The 16,004-nt window shown below is 42.6% G+C and carries 13 protein-coding genes; 11 read left to right on the top strand and 2 right to left on the bottom strand.

Annotation, left to right across the window (positions count from 1 at the left end; all coding sequences use genetic code 11):
* Positions 1 to 36 precede the first annotated feature (36 nt).
* Both INR79_RS04400 and INR79_RS04395 read left to right on the top strand, forming a co-directional pair.
* Positions 37 to 993 (top strand): tyrosine-type recombinase/integrase, encoded by a 957-nt coding sequence (locus INR79_RS04400; protein WP_223096160.1) that lies wholly within the window; start codon positions 37 to 39, stop codon positions 991 to 993.
* Positions 994 to 1,016: 23 nt separating this feature from the next.
* Positions 1,017 to 2,090 (top strand): ATP-grasp domain-containing protein, encoded by a 1,074-nt coding sequence (locus INR79_RS04395; protein WP_223096159.1) that lies wholly within the window; start codon positions 1,017 to 1,019, stop codon positions 2,088 to 2,090.
* Here the strand turns inward: INR79_RS04395 and INR79_RS04390 are convergent.
* Positions 2,069 to 4,543 carry an AAA family ATPase gene (locus INR79_RS04390; RefSeq protein WP_223096158.1) on the bottom strand — a complete coding sequence of 825 codons (2,475 nt, stop codon included), beginning with the start codon at positions 4,541 to 4,543 and terminating at the stop codon, positions 2,069 to 2,071. The two genes, INR79_RS04395 and INR79_RS04390, sit on opposite strands and share 22 nt — an antisense overlap.
* 524 nt (positions 4,544 to 5,067) lie before the next feature.
* Between INR79_RS04390 and INR79_RS04385 the strand changes: the two genes are divergently transcribed.
* The 9 genes from INR79_RS04385 to thiD all read left to right on the top strand — a co-directional run bounded on the left by INR79_RS04385 (position 5,068) and on the right by thiD (position 14,076).
* Complete coding sequence (locus tag INR79_RS04385) at positions 5,068 to 5,769, top strand: biotin/lipoate A/B protein ligase family protein (protein WP_223096157.1); 702 nt, start codon at positions 5,068 to 5,070, stop codon at positions 5,767 to 5,769.
* 93 nt (positions 5,770 to 5,862) lie between these two features.
* On the top strand, positions 5,863 to 6,741 hold the full coding sequence (locus tag INR79_RS04380; RefSeq protein ID WP_223096156.1) for a hypothetical protein: 879 nt from the start codon (positions 5,863 to 5,865) through the stop codon (positions 6,739 to 6,741).
* A 132-nt stretch (positions 6,742 to 6,873) separates the two neighbouring features.
* Positions 6,874 to 7,869: a 3-oxoacyl-ACP synthase III family protein gene (locus INR79_RS04375; RefSeq protein WP_223096155.1), complete on the top strand. Its 996-nt coding sequence runs from the start codon at positions 6,874 to 6,876 to the stop codon at positions 7,867 to 7,869.
* Entirely contained in the window at positions 7,866 to 8,852 is a 987-nt protein-coding gene (locus INR79_RS04370) for an NAD-dependent epimerase/dehydratase family protein (RefSeq protein ID WP_223096153.1), read from the top strand. The genes INR79_RS04375 and INR79_RS04370 overlap by 4 nt, the downstream gene beginning before the upstream one ends.
* Entirely contained in the window at positions 8,821 to 9,684 is an 864-nt protein-coding gene (locus INR79_RS04365; RefSeq protein ID WP_223096151.1) for an MBL fold metallo-hydrolase, read from the top strand. Before INR79_RS04370 ends, INR79_RS04365 begins: the two co-directional genes overlap by 32 nt.
* A complete protein-coding gene (locus INR79_RS04360; protein ID WP_223096149.1) occupies positions 9,681 to 10,937 on the top strand; it encodes a F390 synthetase-related protein in 1,257 nt (418 codons plus the stop codon). The genes INR79_RS04365 and INR79_RS04360 overlap by 4 nt, the downstream gene beginning before the upstream one ends.
* On the top strand, positions 10,930 to 12,057 hold the full coding sequence (locus INR79_RS04355) for a carboxylate--amine ligase (protein ID WP_223096147.1): 1,128 nt from the start codon (positions 10,930 to 10,932) through the stop codon (positions 12,055 to 12,057). The genes INR79_RS04360 and INR79_RS04355 overlap by 8 nt, the downstream gene beginning before the upstream one ends.
* Entirely contained in the window at positions 12,051 to 13,124 is a 1,074-nt protein-coding gene (locus INR79_RS04350; protein WP_223096145.1) for a GNAT family N-acetyltransferase, read from the top strand. The genes INR79_RS04355 and INR79_RS04350 overlap by 7 nt, the downstream gene beginning before the upstream one ends.
* Positions 13,125 to 13,266: 142 nt before the next feature.
* The gene (gene thiD / locus INR79_RS04345; RefSeq protein ID WP_223096143.1) at positions 13,267 to 14,076 is read left to right on the top strand and encodes a bifunctional hydroxymethylpyrimidine kinase/phosphomethylpyrimidine kinase; all 810 of its coding nucleotides are present in this window, start codon (positions 13,267 to 13,269) and stop codon (positions 14,074 to 14,076) included.
* A gap of 50 nt (positions 14,077 to 14,126) precedes the next feature.
* On the opposite strand, the gene INR79_RS04340 is transcribed toward thiD, so the two are convergent.
* Positions 14,127 to 15,716 carry an AbgT family transporter gene (locus INR79_RS04340; protein WP_004401612.1) on the bottom strand — a complete coding sequence of 530 codons (1,590 nt, stop codon included), beginning with the start codon at positions 15,714 to 15,716 and terminating at the stop codon, positions 14,127 to 14,129.
* Positions 15,717 to 16,004 lie beyond the last annotated feature (288 nt).

Here is a 16,004-nt window from a genome sequence, read left to right as displayed (position 1 = left end):
TACCGTTAGGACAATTTTTAAAGACGGAGATAAGCAGTGCAAACTCTTAAAGATGCTGTTTTAGAGTATCTAATTATTTGTGAGAAACAACGTGGGCTGTCTGATCACACAATAAAAGCGTACAACATTGACTTAAAACAGTTTACTTCCTTCATCAATAAACCCGTTAAACTCAACCACATAACTAAGATAGAAATTGCCGCATTTCATCGCCATCTAACTGAAAGTGAGCTAAGTTCCTCTAGTATTAAAAGAAAGCTTGCTTGCTTGAAAGCAATGTTCAAATGGTTTGATACAGAAGATGTTATTGAAGCGAACCCTTTTAATAAATTCAGGCTGGAACTCAAAACAACCAAAAAACTCCCAAGGAACGTCCCTAGGTCTGAGCTCCACTTGCTCTTAAATCATGCTCAAAAAAGTGCTTTACATGATAAGGGCAATAATAAAAAAAACCTCAGAAATATCAATCGAAAGAGAGAACTCAACGAAGTTACTAAGTTATTGTCATTAGAAATTCTCATTTCGACAGGGATACGAGTTGGCGAACTGGTGAGCATAAGACTAGAAGATGTGTTCTTGAAAGAAAAAAAGATTAAAATTTTCGGAAAAGGCGCAAGGGAAAGGTATGTGTATCTACCTGACGACGAGATATGCAAACTACTCAGCTCTTACTTAGAAGTACGTCCTATTGTCGAGCCAAAAGACACATCGCTACTTGTAAATAGTCGAGGGTATCCAGCATCCACCCAATTCATACGCAAACTCATTAGACAGCTTTCACATTCAGCTAAAGTAAGCTCTGCGACTCCACATATGCTCAGGCATAGTGCGGCTTGTGAACTATTGGATTCGGGATTGGATATTCGTTTTGTGCAGCGCTTATTGGGTCACAGCAGTATTTCAACTACTGAGATCTATACTCATGTTGCTGATACAACTCTACAGAAAAAACTTCAGGACGCAAAAGTTAGGAGGCGAATTATGATTCCTTAAGTAAGGATAACTAGGAATTATGGATGCACATCATTTCTGAGCTAGCGAATGAATGGTTTGTAAAAAACAAGAGCAACATTAATGTAGCACTAGTGACAAACCTTGAACCGAGTCCCCAAGAAGTTCATAAAAACAGCGCACTTCGATTAAAAGAGCGATATTTTTCTCATAAAATCATATCCCAATTTATACAAGGTTTTAGAGACTTAGGGGTGTACACCGAAGTTTTTGAGAATGAGGCAAAGTATCTTCAGTCCCTCGCCACTCAAAAATATCCAGATAACAAGCGGACGATGAATTTTGTATATAACCTAACTGAACCTGGTTTTGGGGCAGGAGGGATATCTCTTATCTCTGTTGTGAGCAGATTCTACGGGCTGATCTGCTGTAACTCAGATCCACATGCAAGCACGATGGGGCGCCATAAATTTCACTCATATTGTGTTTTGAAAGAAGCTGGTGTATCGCTTCCAAAGAGCTGGTGGTACATTGGGAATGGGAAATGGAGTTCTAACAAAAAACCTCAGTTAGGCACAAAGGTAATAGCAAAATCGACTTATGAATCATGCAGTATAGGCATAGATAGCAGTTCAATATTTGAGTTTGATGCCGATAGTACTAAATTGGAATCTCAATTTAATAAAGTTAATCAACCGCTGTTTGTACAAGAATACATCGCAGGGAAGGAACTCTCTATACCTGTAATTATAGGAGATTCCATACAAGTCCTGGACCCCGTTCTGAATTATTTGGACTCTCCGGATACTGATGATCTTCTATTGACAGAAGATGCCGTATTTAAAGGAATAAACGTCAAAAAAATCAAGTTCACATCATCTAATCCTGGCTTGATAAAGGACTTAAAAGACTCTGCAGCTTCTGCTGCAAAAGCATTAGGATTCAGTGGTATCAGTCGCATAGACTACAGGGTCGATTCTAATGATAATTATTACGTTATTGACGTAGGTGCTGTTCCTGTCTTGTACAAAGGAAGCTCTGTTGAAGTATCATCTTCTTGGTCAGGAATTAGTTTCCATAACTTACTAGAAATTATGCTTTTTTCTAGCTTTGAGTGTCATATGTCAACCCAAGAATGAATACCGCACAGTATTAATCTTCGACCCCAAAATGTCCAAGCGGGGCCTAGGATATCATTGGATTTTGAAGGCTCTGTATCCCACTCTTCAATAGATTGGTGCACGTGGCTATCCGTTGTATCGTTGATCAAGTGATGTAACCTGAAAGACTCAACCCCTTGCCCAGAAGGATCGATTTCACTAGTTAATGATTGGATCTGACTGACAGATATTCCACACTCTATATTTGATAGCTTAGATATTGCAAAAAGATTCGTCCCAATAAGGTAACGGAAAAATATCTCGTATCCTGGGATACTACTTACTCTATTCCAACATTCGACGAGAGTACTATGTGAAAAAACAAAATCATGATTGTATGCGGAATAAATAGCCATATTTGATAACGATATAATGTTATCGTGTTGCGCTCGACTAGTTGAGGTAATTTCTTGTTGCCTAGATAGGCATTCAGAGGGTTTTATAGTTTTATTAACAAAACAAGCTAATACATAATTGTTCCAGATATACTCTGGCCTTTGAATTAATCCTTCATGAAAGTATTCTGCATTGATTACTTCTTTTGATATTTCTTCTGCCTCTTCACTTCGACCAGTATAAGTTAAAGATGCAACTAAATTGCTTGTGGTTCGGTAGTATTCCTGAGGATATTTGGGAAGTAAGCTTGCTGAAGCGCCTTGCCAGTATCTGCGAGCTTCCTTTAACTTAACTATTGCTACCTCTTCCGGATATAGTTGCTCGCATCGACGAAAAATCACGTGCCTAAAGTACTGCCCTATTGGGTGATTTGAATAGTTAGAATCTATAAAATTAACAATGTCCTCTTCCTTCTCAAGGGCCTCTGTTTTTTTTCCTTGATGGCTTAATAAGTATATTTCCAACAATTTAAGTCTTGCTGCCAATTCAAACTCTTCTGCAAGACTAAGAGATATAGATTTAACAATGTCATAAGACTTAGTCCGTGTATAAGATAATTTTAACAGTGCTAAGGATAAGGCCAAGAGGTATTGCCTTTCTTTGTTAACAATAGAAGAGTCATTGATATCTACATCTTCTAATAATCCTCGCATTTTAGGAAAGTCCCCCTCATGATAGGCACGTATCGAGTTAGCAAGAAACTGAAATTGAGCTTTCTTTTCCGGTGGAAGCTTATTGTAGGGGAAGATATCAATACTTAAGGATGAATCCCTCCTAAGCTCTTGTAGCCATTCGAGGATCCACATATCATCGGCTTCATTCGTGCAACCTGCTAGCTCCAGGTGTATGGCTCTTGCGCCATAATCTCCAGGATTTATAAGTCGTATACATTTCGCGAACTTTGAGTGAAGTTTATTTTTGTCTAATAAACTCACATCTCGAAAATAGCTATGAATACAACTATGTGAAAATTCTAATTTATTGTTAATTTTGTTTAGAAATAACTTACTCTGAGCCTTTTTAATGCTAGTTCGTACATCTTTAACTACCGAATCTGTAAGACAGATTAACTCACTACGTGACATCGATTTACCAATAGTAGCTGCACAATTTAGAGTAATAGCTATTTCTTGTTCCGAGCTTGGGTCTTCATCAAATAACTGGCTCCTAATCACAACTTTAGCCAACTCTTTGTTGCTTTCTGATGAAACAACTCTTTCTACATCACCATTTAGATCATTAAGGTAGGTAACAACTTCTTTTAATAGCCTTAAATGCCCAGAAGTCAGGGAATATAGTTTCTGGTAATTCTTTTCAGTCAGGCTTTCTTTAAATCCTAACTCTCTCAAAACTCCCTCCATCCGAGCTTCAGGAAAGTAGTTCACGCTCCGTGATTTATCTGCCTCTACATTAATAGCATCTATGACAGGATTTTGATCGTGTTTTTTCGTCGTTGTTACAAATATATAACGAGCATTTCGAAAAAATTCCAGCCCTTTATACGAAGAATAATTTCTCCTTATCTTTTTAATAAGTTGGAACGATTGTTCATCAATAGAATGTGCATCATCAAAGAGAATAATGAATGGTTTATTTCTAGATGTTTTGCTAATGTTGTGTATAACAGAGGCTTCTATATCTGTTATCTGAAAATTAGAGTGTGCTACGTATTGGTCAAGGGTCTCTTTCGCATATTGATCATAGACTTTTCCTACTACACCATACGATCCAGCGAGTTTTTCAGCTAGCTTTATCCCTTCTTTGACGCCAAACTCCAGGTGATGTGATACCCCCTTGTATGACGTCAACTGCGTCATTGCTTTTAAAGAAGAACCTTTATGATTTTTATCGCACCTCGTTACTAAGACCTCTCCTCCTAGTTTTTTCCATTCTTCTAACATTGCAAATGCTAGATTTGTCTTGCCGGATCCTGTCGGGCCTGATATGTGGATAACACTACCCGGTTTTTCAGTTATTGATTCTAAAATATCATTAGCCAAAGAGTCATGCTCTAAAACTGAAAACAAGTTATCCATAATTCCTAGTTATCCTTACTTAGCCGATATACAGCATGACTCATTATTTCTTATACTTCAATAACCTACATCAAAACAACAAGATTTCACTTGCAACACATTTGCTTGTCCTTAGTTGACATGAAAGTACGACATAGCCCTCTATAACCCTTCAACTAATTTCTTCAAACTTAACTTTCCAAGTCAAACTTACTACATTCCTGAAAACTATTATTGAGGCATGTCAAACTAACAACATCATGAATCAGCCTACTGTACCCAACCAACTTTCCTGCTATCATTTAAACAAAACAATAAGTTACAAAGCTAGACCAGCAAGATTTGAAGCGTAAAACACACATCATAAGCGAAAACAATCAGGAAGATTTGAATTACTAATTAAATCAATGAATTGACAAGGCATGCAGGCAGCGGAGTCAATATGTGTGCAAACCGTGTATCAGTGGCATTGAATGTTATCCGTTATTAATAACTTAAGTGCATATTCAGCGCTTTCTTGCTCAAGCCTGAGGTAAAGTAATTTTATGGCATCAAAAAATAAGCTCGTTCGTTTTAAAAATATTGAAGTAGAAGATGTATTTGAAAAAGAAAGCGAGCTGCTCAAGCAGGTTCAATCGGGTGTGCTTTCGCAAGTACTAATGTTATGGCAATCCAAGAGTGCGACACTGGTTTTGCCTTCGGGTAAAAAGTGGAAGACATCGGCGGAACTGGAAAACGGGCTAGGTGATCTCGGGTGGCGACTGATATCTCGGAAAACAGGTGGTGCCCCTGTCCCACAAATTCCTGGCATTATAAACCTATCCCATATCTACCATTGGAATGAAGATTCCCCCTATGACATTCAAATCTCTTATCAGAAATTGTGTTTAGTACTCACCAAGTTCTTTGAATCGTTAGGGGTGAAAACGGAAATCCATGCCACACCAAGTTCTTATTGCGATGGCGATTACAACCTGAACATAAATGGAAGAAAGATCGTAGGAACCGCTCAAAGGGTACTGCTGAAAAAAGACGAAGGAAGAGTCGTACTTTCACAAGCCTGTATTTTGATAGATGCCATGATGGATGAAATCGTTCAGCCCGTAAACCTATGCAACCAGCTATGCGGTCATAGTGACAAAATAGAAGCAGGGGTTCATACGTCATTGCTTGAACATTTAGAAAGTAAACCCAACACAGATACCCTATTCCAACTTCTTACGGAAGCGTTCTTGAACCACGCTTAAGCCACAAAATGACTTGTTATTCACAGTGTCGTCATAGGAAATTATCACGCTAAAGCTATAATGCACCTACCTCTTTTTCATGGACTTGTTTTTATGGACCATTCTGACCAACTGCCCTCTCAACCTGCACCTTCCTCGTCAGGAACAGGGTTATCCGATACCAAAAAGTTTTGGATGACGTTGTTGATCATCGCCATTACCGCTTTAGGTTTTGTGCGAGTCACCGATGAGAAAGCCCATGAAATGGTCAATGAAAGCATGTTGGTTGCGGGTGCCAGTTTTGCTACGGCGAGAACGTTAGATGCGGCAATTTCGCTGGTAAAAAGTGCAGAAGTATCGGTTGGTGTCGCGTCTGTAACGTTGGGGCAGGTATTAAACCCAGTGAGCGATTTAATAGATAAGTTTGCTTGGGTTATGACACTTTCCGTGGGCTCGCTGGCATTGCAAAAGGTACTGCTATTGATGATGTCGTCCCATTTAGCTAATGCGTTACTGGCATTTTGTGCACTGGGTTTGCTGTTAGCCATGTGGTCACCTGTCATGCAAAGCTATCGGAAACACTGGTTTAGCGCGTTTAAATTTATGGTCCTTATTCGCTTTGCGGTGGTGATTTCTTTGGGTTTGAATATTGCTATCGATACCCTGTTTCTGGATAAGCAGATTGAATCACGCGCAAATTACATTGAAGAAGTGACCATGCTGGTTCAGCAAGCCTCCGATCCGTCTTCCATTGAGCAAGAAACGGAAGAATCCGGTTTTATGGGTTCCATTCGAGATAGCTGGGATAGCCTGACAGGAAAGCTGAGATCACACACACAAAGGTTAGACATTATCCAGAACAGTGTAGAAGACTCCATCATCAGTCTGATGGAACTCATCGCCCTATTTATCTTAAAAACGGTGTTACTCCCCATTGGGTTTCTGGTTGTCTTTAAGAACATCATTTTGAGTAAATCTATTAACCTCCTCTAAAAATAGAGATTAATAACAAATAGTTATCTGATATTAACTTTCTTGATGATAATTTATCCGTCAAAGGCTCTTTTATTTTGAACACTGTTTTATTACTATAAAAAGAACAGCAATGGAAAGTTGGATAACAATATGGCTTTTAGGATTGTCTCGAGTGACATATATCTCCCTGAGTACCCATGGATCGCGGAAGACTTTGATGTCTACCTGGGTTTAAGTAAGGGAACCAGCAAGAAAAAGTTCGCAGTAGAAAAGCGCTATATCGCATCAGGACAAGAAAGCGCAATATTCATGGCAACACAAGCCATTCTTAAGTGCTTAAAACAGAGTCCTTATTCGCTTTCTGACATCGATTTACTCATCTATGCCAGTGGCACCCACCATCAATCACTACCCTATGATGCTGCCGCGGTATTGGCAGAGCTCAAAGCCCCACCTTCAATCACAAGTTTAGACATCAATAGCACCTGTCTTTCATTTTTGTCTGCTCTCGATTATGCCCAATGTGTTTTTGCGGCTAAACGTCATCAACGGGTTTTGGTCGTAACAAGTGAGCTGGGATCTGGGATCACCTTAAACAAGTTCAGAAAGCCCAAACCTGAAGTGGCAACCCTATTTTCAGACGGAGCGGCCGCATACCTTCTGGAGGCTTCGGAGCTCAGTTATGGCTTGCACGGCGCATTGTTCGAAACACATCATGAAGGCTATGAATGTTGCCAGATTAAGGGGGGTGGCAGCCATGTCAATCCACATAAAGTCTCTCACTCTGAATACCTAGCTGCCTGCCAATTTGAAATGGATGGTAAATCCCTGTTCAGACATATTGTTAACGTCATGCCTGAGTTTTTGAAACGTGGAATAGCCAACGCTGGGCTTACCCAAAGCGACATTGCTTACTTTCTTCCGCACCAAGCCAGTCATCATGGCATGGCAAAGCTGCCGAAACTCACCGGTTTTAGCGCGGAAAAAATCGTCAACAACTTCCGTGAATTAGGCAATCAGGTGGCCGCATCACTCCCCATTAACCTGCACTTACTTCGCCTAGAGAAAGCGGGAAGTGGTGAAAAGGTTTTGCTCGCTGGCTCTGCCGCTGGTCTCTCTTTAGGAATGGGAGTCATAGAGTTATGAGAATATTGGTCACTGGGGGAACAGGCATGCTGGGTAGTGCTATCTTGCGTATGTACCACCAACAACACGATCTGTCTTTCCTTGGAAGAAATCAAACCATAGCAGAAAACCTCACTCAAAAATATGGGGTAACGGCTCATATTGGGGACTTGTCCAACAAAGCCGTTTTGCGAGCGGCATGTGAAAATGTGGATGCCATTATTCATACTGCTGCGCTTTCTAGCCCTTGGGGAACCTACCAAGAGTTCTATCAGGCGAATGTTGCCGGCACACAAAACCTGCTAGAAGCGGCTACGGAAGCGCAGGTTAAAACCTTTATTCACATCTCCACCACCAGCGTCTATTTTGATGAAACCGATCGCTGGTCAATTAAAGAGTCTGACTCAGTTGCCAGCAAGTTTTGTAACGACTATGCGAAGACCAAGTACCAGGCAGAACAGCTTGTGCAATCTTCTCCTGTTCACAGTGTCATCTTAAGACCAAGAGGCATATTTGGTCCTAACGACCGAGCCATAGTACCAAGGGTAATGAACGCTATTAGGGGGCAAACTCTGTTGCTGCCTTCAAGTCGCAACCCGGTTCTGGATCTGACATACGTAGATAACGTTGCCGAAGCGGCTTTGTTGAGCTGTGAAAAAGCCGAACGAATCGAATCAGGTACCCTTTTAAACATCAGCAATGATCAACCTATGCCTGTCGAACATATTTTGTCTGAGCTTTTCAGCCAAAGTAACATGACGATAAAAATGAAAAGGCTACCGTATCCAATTCTTTTATCCATCCTGACGTTCAGTGAATGGGTCAGAGATAAACTTCCAAATCGACCAGAGCCAAAAATCACGCGCTACTCCGCTGGATTATTCCATTATCATCAGACTCTGGATATCAACCGAGCGAAAGCACTACTCGGATACCAACCCAAAATATCAATAAAAGAAGGGATTCAACGTTATGTCAGTTGGCGTGAAAATCAGATTGTATGAAGGCGGTCACTGCGTTCACCCAGGCTTTGTGGTGAAACCGGGCAGTGGTTTGAAACCGCGAGCCTTTCCTGCGGCAGTGGCATTGCTGCATCATCCAGAGCATGGATACGTCCTGTTCGATACGGGTTACCATCAGGAATTTTTTAAGCAGACCCGACCATTCCCAGAGCGATTTTACGCGTGGACAACACCTTGTCACTTCAATCAAGGAGATGGCATCCTTGAACAGTTTGAAAAAGAAGGCATTCAGAAAAGTCACATTGAACATGTGGTGCTTTCTCACTTTCATGCCGACCACATCGCGGCTATCAGTGAGTTTGAACATTGCCCCGTTCACTGTGATCCGCGAGGTCTTGATGCTCTAGTACATTCAAGCCGTATGGGTGGGGTTCGCAAAGGGTATTTAAAAAAGCTCCTTCCTGAGCACGTCAAAAAGAACATTCAGTTTCATTCAGACTATTCTATTCCACTGAGTACTATTTTCCCTCAAGCAAAGGGGATTGATTTGCATTGTCTGGATTTGTTTGGTGACGCTTCGATGTATCTGGTCGACCTTCCCGGTCACGCTGCCGGGCAAGTCGGCTTGCTTGCCAGGCTGGAAAGCAAGTGGGTGTTTTTGCTGGCTGATGCATGCTGGTTGATTGAAAGCCTTTCAGACCGAATTGATCAACACTGGCTTGCCAATATGCTGTGTGATGATGTGAAAGCCTATAAGCGAATCCTGCACGAACTCAGAAAATGTCATGACCAGTTAAGCGATGTTGTCGAACTGGTTCCATCTCATTGCTCTGACACCATTAATCGCCTCAAAGCAGAAGGGTGGATATCATGATCACCCTTCTTCGCCATTACGTTCAGGCTCGCTACCCAAAATTTAAATCCCGAGAACAAGTAGAAGACTGGCAACAGAACCGATTGCAACGTCATCTGAACTGGGTGTGCGATAACTCCCCTCTTTACTCGCCACTGAAAGGGCTGCCGCTGGATGCTTTTCCTGTCATAAACAAAAGTTTCATGATGGAAAACCTGTCGAAAATAAACACGGAAAGGCTAAAAGGTGAAGACCTTATGTCGCGGGCGCTAGAGGCAGAATCTTCACGCCAGTTTAATCAATCCAAAGTTGGGAATATTACCATCGGGCTTTCATCCGGTACGTCAGGGCAGCGTGGGCTTTTTCTTGCAAATAACCATGAAAGGCAAATGTGGGCAGGTAACATTCTCGGAAAACTCTTACCGAATATCTGGCAAAAACACCGCATCGCACTTGCACTCAGAGCCAACAGCCCACTTTATAGCACCATAAATCGAGGCCCTATCCAGTTCTTTTTCGCTGATTTGATGAAGCCAACCGATGAATGGATAAAAGAGCTCGATGAATTTCAGCCCACGCTTTTGGTAGGGAGTGCGCAGGCATTGCAGTTGTGTGCAGAGTTCAGCGGTACTTTTGGGTTACCGGCAATGAACCCACAACGCATCATTTCCGGAGCAGAAGTGCTCACACCATCTGATAGAGCTTTTATCGAAAACCGGTTCAACGCTGATTTGCACGAAGTCTACCAATGCACTGAAGGCTTTTTAGGCTGCACCGACAACAATGGTCAAATGCGCTGGAATCAGGACATTGTTTACATCGAAAAGCACTGGTTAAACAAAGAAAAAACACACTATAGCCCTATCATTACCGACTTCCGGAGGCGCACCCAACCCGTTATTCGATACCAACTGGATGACATCATAGAAGCCAAAGAAGACGAAGGCATTTTCGAACCCATTGGAGCAATTGCCGGCAGAAGTGGAGACAAACTTCTTCTGCCGAGGAACTCTATGCCAACACCTGTTTTACCCGATTTGATTTACCGCGCTGTCACCTTAAATTGCTGTGAACGAGTTGATTACCGAATCACACAATCTGCACGAAGTGAAGTAACCATTGAGTGCGACTCTAAGTGGCATGAAGCAATTTGCAACTCGCTGAAGCAGCTATTTCTAACTCTTCAGCTTGATGAAGTGAATTTTAAATTTGGTGCCCCGCCCGACTGGACACCAGCGAATAAACAGCGAAGAGTGGTAAACCAATATGTCTGATACGAAAAGAGTTTTAGTTACCGGAGCCAGAGCACCTGTAGCTGTCGACTGGGCGCGCGCATTAATGCGTCAGGGTCATCAGGTGTTCATGACCGATTGCAGCCGCTATCCGTTAGCTCGCTTTTTAAAAGGTACTCAAGGTTATCTGCGAACTCCGCCACCAAGGCAGGCATTCTCTGACTACAAAAATGCAGTCTTACAAATCATTGATGCTCACAACATCGACATGGTGATTCCTACTTGTGAAGAAGTGTTTTACCTTGCACAGATAAAAGCTGAGCGACCTGATGTCGATTGGGTTCTGGCTGATTTAGATCTGCTGCATGCTCTTCACAATAAAAAGCGGATTTTTGAGGTTCTGGAAGGGCTTCCTGAAATTAAGCTTCCCACTACAAATGTGGTCATGGCAAAGCAGCAGATTGAAATAAGCCCAGAGATCATACTCAAACCTGTTTACTCTCGCTTTGGCGAGGAGATCATCAGAGACGTTACCAAAGAGGCGATTTCAGGCATCGAAGTATCGGACCGTATTCCCTGGGTTCAACAACAAAAGCTACGAGGAAAAGCCATTTGTCTGTACGCTCTTTTCTCGCACGGAAAGCTCATTGCTCACCAAAGCTACTTACCACGCTATTGCCTGAATAAATCGGCTGCTTCCTATTTTGAACCGATAGCAGATAAGCGAATTCAACGTTTTCTTGAAGCGTTTGGAGAACGGCACCAATTTCACGGGCAAGCTTCTTTCGATTTTATGGAAGATGAAGGCGATCTATATGTAATCGAATGCAACCCAAGAGCAACCAGTGGCTTACACCTTGTGGCAGAAGGAATAGATTGGGGGAAAGATGGATTTATACGGTCATCTAATCACAAATCTGCTCCTAAACATTTAGGTTCGGTCATGCTGTTATCCGATGGACTTAGCACTCTGACCTCGAAGAAAAGCTGGCACGATTACCGCACTACTCGTTGCGCTATCGATTGTAAACGCTATCCAATTTCAGGCTTGGCACCACTGTTTGTGCATTCTGAGCTGATTTATAACGCGATTAAGCAAAAGCGTACCCTCTCCGCTGCAACGACTTTCGACATCGAATGGGATGGGGAGAATGCATGCTAACGTCGAATGAATGGCACCAGCGCTTTTTAAAATTAATGGCTGAACCAGACATGATTCAGCAGTGCAACGCCAAATTCATAAACTACGACGTCAACAGTGTGTTCATTCCAGCCACGGTTTCTTTGCCAGTGCACAACAACTGTTATGCGGTTTCGCCTCTGACATTGATTTCTGGGTACGGTGAAGACGAACTGCCAAAGCTTCAGAATCCCCTGCTCAGAATACTCAGTTCTATACTGTTAAAGGCTCTGACCAAACCATTGGAATGGGCTGGGCTGAATCAGGTCCAAATACTCAACAATCAATGCCTTTCTACCAATATGTACAGTTCACACTGGAATACCATTCACCTTAGTGGACTTAGAATAAAAGCAATCGCAGCGTACCCTGACAAAGCGCTGCTCCTGCGATCGTTAAACAACGTGCAGCATAGTTCAATCCTTCAAAATGCGAGGCGCGATGGCTGGCTAGCTGTCGCGACTCGCCAAGTGTACTTGCATTGTGATTGGCAAAGTTTCATTCCTAGCACTGACATTAAAAGGGATAGAAAGCTTTTAGAAGAGAAAGGCTGGCAGTTCAGGCTATTGAAAACTCAGGATGAATGCCGTCAGGCAAAGCAGTTGTATGACGCTTTGTATCTCGATAAGTACAGCCAGCACAACATTCAGTTTTCAGCCGAATATATGTATCACGCTGTTCAACACGAACTGGTTACGTTATTAGGGTTGTTTTATCAAGATGAAATGGTGGCTACGTTAGGTCTTGTTGTAATCGACGGAGACATGACTTGCCCGATATTTGGATATGACGTCAAGAAGCCATCAAAAGTGGGGCTTTATCGTCGAATATCGATATTCACAATTGAATATGCCAGAGAAAGAAATCTCAATTTCAATATGAGCTCAGGTGCCCCCAATTTCAAAACCAACCGACGAGCCAAACCAGAAATTGAATATTCTTACGTATACACCCGACATCTCAATCCCTACAAAAGGCTAGTGTGGGGAGTACTGTCGTTTCTCACTAAAACGGTATACAAGCCAATTCTACAGAAGTATCGGCTATAGCTCTTGGTACTCACTCAGTCGCATTGTCTTATGCTTTGACAACCTCAAAACTGGTCAAATAATAGTCTTCTTATTTTCTAAGAATCGCTTTATATTAGTTTTATCATTTACTTCAAATGAGCGTCTTTGAAGAGGAGTCACCATGTTTAAACCCTCTCCACCTATTGTGCTAACGATTGCTGGTTCAGACAGCAGTGGTGGTGCAGGCATCCAAGCTGACATCAAATCTATCTCGGCTACGGGGGGATATGCGTGTTCGGTGATCACTGCTCTGACAGCTCAGAATACTCAAGGAGTGTCAGGTATACATTCCGTTCCAGTCGAGTTTGTCGAACAACAGCTCGATTCGGTATTTAGCGATCTCAATGTGATTGCAGTGAAAGTGGGCATGCTGAACGACACTCAGATCATCAAATCAGTCGCTCGTCGATTACGTCAGTACCAGCCTCAATATTTGGTTGTCGACCCAGTGATGGTTGCAACCAGTGGGGATAAATTATTAGAAGACAGTGCGGTTGAAACCCTAAAGCAAGAATTGATTCCTCTCGCAACTCTGATCACTCCAAACTTACCTGAAGCAGCAGTATTAACTGGGTTAGACCTTCCAGATAATGAAGACGATATGGTAGCAATGACCGATGCATTAAAAGCCACTGACACTTTAAACATTTTATTGAAAGGCGGTCATCTAGAGACGGACGACAGTAGTACCGATCTACTCATCACTTCCCAAAAGATATCGCGGTTCAGCGCGAAACGTCACACATCCAAAAACACTCACGGCACTGGGTGCACGCTTTCATCTGCGATTGCCTCTTATCTGGCTCAGGGTCAGCCTTTGGAGCAGGCTGTCAGCATGGCAAAAAACTACATTACGAAAGCCATTGCTCATGCTGATGAACTGGAAGTAGGAAACGGTCGCGGACCCGTTCACCATTTCTATACCGATTAAAAACAAAAAAGCCGAAGCATAAGCTTCGGCTTTCTTTAATCATCTAACGACTAAGGCGTATAGTATGTTGCTGCACCTGGTCCAACAGGCAAGCCAAATACGAATACCCAAGCGTAGAACAGGATACTCCAACCTATGATGAAGCAGATTGAGTATGGCAACATGGTCGCAATCAGCGTACCGATGCCCAAGTTCTTCATGTAGCGCGTTGCAACCGCCAGGATCAGGCCAAAGTAACTCATCATTGGAGTGATGATGTTAGTGGTCGAGTCACCAATACGGTACGCCGCCTGAATGGTTTCTGGCGCGTAGCCAACCAGCATCAACATTGGAACAAAGATAGGTGCTGTTACCGCCCACTGAGCAGAAGCAGAACCAATCATCAGGTTGATGAAACCACACATCAGAATGAAGGCGAAGAATAGCATAGGACCTGTCAGACCAATGCTTTGCAGGAAGTCTGCACCCGCAACTGCGAATACCTGACCAAAGTTCGTCCACTTAAAGAAAGCAACAAACTGAGCCGCGAAGAACACCAGCACAATGTACATGCCCATAGAAGACATAGACTTCGCCATGGCATCAATCACATCGCGATCCGTTTTCATTGTGCCCACGACTTTGCCGTAAACAAAACCTGGAATTGCAAAGAAAACAAAGATAAACGCTACGATACTCTTCAGGAATGGAGAGCCAGCTACTTCACCTGTAACCGGGTTGCGAAGTACACCGTTTTCAGGAACGATAGTCCACGCCAGTAAACCGCTCACTACAAGAACTGCAAGACCAGCAAGTTTCAGGCCTTTCTTTTCCTGAGCAGTCAGTTTACCCATTTCATCTTTAGACAGATCTTCAGACGCTTCTTCAGAATTGTATTTGCCTAGCTTAGGCTCAACAATCTTCTCAGTTACGAAAGCACCCGTGATGGCAATGAAGAAAGTAGAAACAAACATGAAATACCAGTTTGATTCAGGTCCTACTGTGTAAGTAGGGTCGATCATCTGTGCTGCTGTTTCAGTAATACCTGAAAGAAGTGGGTCAACTGTGCCGATCAGCAGGTTCGCAGAGTAACCGCCAGATACACCAGCAAATGCCGCAGCCAGACCCGCTAATGGGTGACGACCCAAAGAGTGGAATAGCATCGCTGCCAGTGGAATCAGAACAACGTAACCAAGTTCGGAAGCGGTATTGGAGATGATGCCGGCAAAAACAACCGTGAAGGTTACCATGCGTTTAGAAGCACCCATTACCATGCCGCGCATTGCTGCAGAAAGTAGACCAGAATGTTCAGCAATCGCGACACCAAGCATAGCTACCAATACAGTACCTAGCGGTGCAAAACCAACAAAGTTTTTCACAAGGTTAGTTACGATTAACTGCAAGCCTTCCGCATTCAGCAGGCTGACAACCTGAATCATGCCATCTGCTGAGCGACCTTTTGCTCCTTCTGGACGCGGATCGACAACAGAGACTTCAAAGTACCCTGCGATACCGGACATAACCAGAATAGCAACACAGAAAATAGCGAATAGAGTGATTGGGTGGGGCAATAGATTCCCCAAATATTCCACACCATCAAGAAAACGTGTAAATAACGACTTTTTAGGTGGATATTGTGTATTTGAAGCAGATGAACTCATCTGTTCCCTCCTTGTAGTAATTCCTCGCTTTGTTTGACGTACCTATCAAAAAAGCAGGCGGAGATTACGTTACATGGAGAGTAATTTAAAGTCATAAATGTTACAAATGGTAAATCTGTAACAAATTTAAAACCAGTTTCACGATTTTATCTAAACAAATACTCCAAAATATTTATACTTTACGACATATCAAATACACAATTATGAAACTCTGCACACTTCTACCTACCAATTTTCACGAAGCGGCGAACGGTATAAATTCAATAGAAATGTTGTTCGAAATGAATG

Source organism: Vibrio sp. SCSIO 43132 (assembly GCF_019904195.1).
Taxonomy (GTDB): Bacteria; Pseudomonadota; Gammaproteobacteria; order Enterobacterales; family Vibrionaceae; genus Vibrio; species Vibrio nigripulchritudo.
This window is presented reverse-complemented; position numbering and strand designations above follow the sequence as displayed.

Excerpts from the sequence above, each read along its gene's own strand:
- INR79_RS04340 (WP_004401612.1), bottom strand. The coding sequence starts at position 15,716 with ATGAGTTCATCTGCTTCAAATACACAATATCCACCTAAAAAGTCGTTA.
- INR79_RS04375 (WP_223096155.1), top strand. The coding sequence starts at position 6,874 with ATGGCTTTTAGGATTGTCTCGAGTGACATATATCTCCCTGAGTACCCA.
- INR79_RS04390 (WP_223096158.1), bottom strand. The coding sequence starts at position 4,543 with ATGGATAACTTGTTTTCAGTTTTAGAGCATGACTCTTTGGCTAATGAT.
- INR79_RS04355 (WP_223096147.1), top strand. The coding sequence starts at position 10,930 with ATGTCTGATACGAAAAGAGTTTTAGTTACCGGAGCCAGAGCACCTGTA.
- INR79_RS04350 (WP_223096145.1), top strand. The coding sequence starts at position 12,051 with ATGCTAACGTCGAATGAATGGCACCAGCGCTTTTTAAAATTAATGGCT.
- INR79_RS04395 (WP_223096159.1), top strand. The coding sequence starts at position 1,017 with ATGCACATCATTTCTGAGCTAGCGAATGAATGGTTTGTAAAAAACAAG.
- thiD (WP_223096143.1), top strand. The coding sequence starts at position 13,267 with ATGTTTAAACCCTCTCCACCTATTGTGCTAACGATTGCTGGTTCAGAC.
- INR79_RS04365 (WP_223096151.1), top strand. The coding sequence starts at position 8,821 with ATGTCAGTTGGCGTGAAAATCAGATTGTATGAAGGCGGTCACTGCGTT.
- INR79_RS04360 (WP_223096149.1), top strand. The coding sequence starts at position 9,681 with ATGATCACCCTTCTTCGCCATTACGTTCAGGCTCGCTACCCAAAATTT.
- INR79_RS04385 (WP_223096157.1), top strand. The coding sequence starts at position 5,068 with ATGGCATCAAAAAATAAGCTCGTTCGTTTTAAAAATATTGAAGTAGAA.
- INR79_RS04370 (WP_223096153.1), top strand. The coding sequence starts at position 7,866 with ATGAGAATATTGGTCACTGGGGGAACAGGCATGCTGGGTAGTGCTATC.
- INR79_RS04380 (WP_223096156.1), top strand. The coding sequence starts at position 5,863 with ATGGACCATTCTGACCAACTGCCCTCTCAACCTGCACCTTCCTCGTCA.